This is a genomic window from Oleiphilus sp. HI0117, assembly GCF_001635235.1.
Genome location: NZ_LWGA01001253.1, coordinates 1 through 2,821 on the forward strand (window position 1 = coordinate 1; position 2,821 = coordinate 2,821).

General features: G+C 43.9%; 2 protein-coding genes and 1 pseudogene. 2 read left to right on the forward strand and 1 reads right to left on the reverse strand.

The window, feature by feature from the left end:
* A pseudogene (locus A3757_RS21855) lies at positions 1-300 on the reverse strand (type II secretion protein ATPase); the annotation flags it as partial.
* Between the two features lie 376 nt (positions 301-676).
* Between A3757_RS21855 and A3757_RS21860 the strand changes: the two are divergent.
* Positions 677-1,222 (forward strand): peptidylprolyl isomerase, encoded by a 546-nt coding sequence (locus tag A3757_RS21860; protein ID WP_068554665.1) that lies wholly within the window; start codon positions 677-679, stop codon positions 1,220-1,222.
* Positions 1,223-1,235: 13 nt separating this feature from the next.
* On the forward strand, positions 1,236-2,821 hold a 1,586-nt coding region (mnmD, locus tag A3757_RS21865), incomplete at its 3' end, for a tRNA (5-methylaminomethyl-2-thiouridine)(34)-methyltransferase MnmD (protein ID WP_068740283.1).

Genomic DNA, 2,821 nt, shown 5'->3' on the forward strand with positions numbered 1-2,821 from the left:
GGTGTTATTAATTGGTAAAGCTGCAGCGGGACTCGCAGCCATAGCAAGCATCGGTTGAAACGGCGCCGCAGCCAAAGCAACAAATGCTGCAGTGTAACGGTAACGAGACTGATGCTTAAGTGTTCTATTTAGCTCTTTCTCACTAATCCAGCCTTGCTTAATTAAGACCTCACCAAGCATCATGTTCTCGGAGGCTTGAAGCTGAAGTGCTTGATCAAGTTGCGCTTCGCTAATATAACCGCGGTTTACTAATAAGCGCCCAAGTCTGGATTTTGCTATTTGCTCATTATGCTTAGTCATACTTCCCCCGGGATAGTCGATCTTTATCTTATTAAGGTACTCTGAATCATTAATGGCTTATTAAAATATATACAGCCATCTAAGTAGTTGGTGAAATAATGGCCAGAAAAAGCCAATTTGTATGTGGGAGATTGATTTCGGTCAGTAACAAGATGTTATCCTGTGTCTATTCATGTGAATAGACACCGTTTTTGCTTTATACTAAGCACCGAAAATATTCATAGCTTGCTGATTTAATTAACCTTTCCCAATTAATTTATATAGAGTTGAAATACACACCATGAGAAATTCCAATCTATCCTTATTTAATAAATTTGTGTGCCATTTAACATTTATATCTTTGTGCTGTTTTGCGCTAGCAAGTCATGCAAAAGAAATGAATAGCAATACGACTCAAGCGACCATCACAACCAACCTTGGCATTATCGAGCTCGACCTTTTTAAAGACCGCGTTCCCGTAACCGTTGCGAACTTCATCCGTTACGCTAACGAAGGCTTTTATAACAACACTATCTTTCATCGCGTTATTCCCAACTTTATGGTTCAAGGTGGCGGTTTTGATCAAAAAATGAGACGAAAGCCCGTCTCTTCGCCCATTAAGAACGAAGCTAATTCTTTTATTCCTAATTTACGCGGCACTATCGCCATGGCACGAACGAACGACCCGCATTCTGCGACTTCTCAGTTCTTCATAAATGTTAAAGACAATATGCAGCTTAATAAATCCGGGCACAACGCGGGTTATGCCGTATTTGGCAAAGTAACTAAAGGACTCGAAATAGCCGATAAGATATCTAAGGTCGCCACCAAGTCTGATGGTTATATGCGAGACATTCCCATAGACACAATAATCATTCAATCAATTACAATTACCGAACCGAGCTCCGAGCCTGAAAGTCCGGCACCCGCAACCAAGCAATAGCAAGCCATAAAATATGAATAGAGAAGTCGACAATTTTTCGGTAGCTAATCTTGGCTGGGAAGGCGATATTCCAGCCTCGAAAGAATACGATGACGTTTACTTCTCGCTTGTTGATGGCCTTAAAGAGAGCCAATATGTTTTCATTGAAGCCAATCAACTCGCATCTAGACTAATAGGTAAAAGCTTCGCACTAAAACCCTTTATCGTCGCTGAAGCAGGATTTGGTACCGGGCTAAACTTTCTCTTAAGCTGGCGACAATGGCTGGCCTGTGAAGAAAAAGGCCGTCGTGACTTTCACTACATCTCATTCGAAAAACACCCACTATCTCTATCAGATCTTAGAAACTCTTTGAGTAAATGGCCTGAGCTTGCAGATTTATCTTCCCAACTATGCGACGACTATCCTTTCACTATAAAAGGACACCACACACTGAAGTTCGAGTGTGGCCGAGTCATCCTCACACTGGTTTTTGGGGATATTTATGAGTCCCTGGATGAATACCGTTTTATGGCAGATTGCTGGTACCTGGACGGTTTTTCCCCTAATAAGAACCCGGAAATGTGGTCACCTGCTCTTTTTAAAGAAGTTGCCAGACTATCATCTGACGGAGCCACTTTTTCCACCTTCGCCGCTGCGTCAGCTGTAAGACGAGGGCTAGAATCGGCAGGTTTCAGTGTTAAGCGCCAGAAAGGCTTTGGCAAAAAACGAGAGATGCTTCTTGGCTCTATTACAAAACAAGACCTCAGTTCTACCGACCACTTACCTTCAAGCAAAACAAATTGGGCTTACCCACAAACACTGATAAAGAATTCCGTTAGGAACTCTACGGCTGCCGCCTTAGATAAAGACGAGTCCAAGTCTTTCGATACCGTTATTATTGGGGCCGGTTTAGCGGGTATCAGCACTGCTTCAGCGCTGTATCAACGCGGGCTGGATGTTGCGATAATAGATACTCGCCCAGCACCTGTTTCTGGTGCCAGCGGCCAGAGCCAACTGGTAATGTACGCAAAGTTTCCCAGTGAGAGAAACAAAACGTTTAACTTCGTAGAGCATTGCCTTGCCTACAGCTTACGCTATTACCCGCGGCTACAGGCAAACTTTGATAATGAATTCTGGCACCCTTGCGGTTTACTGCAGCTAGCATGGAGTGATAAGGAAGCGGCCAAGCAAACCCGCTTTGCCAATAACACCAAGCTGCCAGCTGATTTTATACGGCCAATATGCGCAGATGAAGCCTCAGAAAAGTCTGGCTTGAAACACTCCTGTGGCGGCTTATGGTTTGAGAATGCGGGCTGGCTTGACCCTAAAGTCTACGCAAAAATATTACTTAGCGATAAGCCAGCTAAGTCGCAGGCTACCATCACGCCATTTTACAACTGCGAAGCGAAGCAGATCAGCCAAAATACAGACTCAAGCTGGACCATAGAAACAAATTCAGGCCTTTTTCACACAAGGCATCTTGTCATTGCAAACTCTAATGACACCAAGAGTTTTCCCCAATTAGCACACCTGCCAACCAAGCCCTTGCGCGGGCAAGTTACATCGATAAGATCTAAGCAGAATAGGGAGGAAATCAAATCTACGCAGTGTGTGTTAAC

Bases quoted from the DNA above. Each gene is read 5' to 3' on its own strand.
- A3757_RS21860 (WP_068554665.1), top strand. From the start codon at position 677: ATGAATAGCAATACGACTCAAGCGACCATCACAACCAACCTTGGCATT.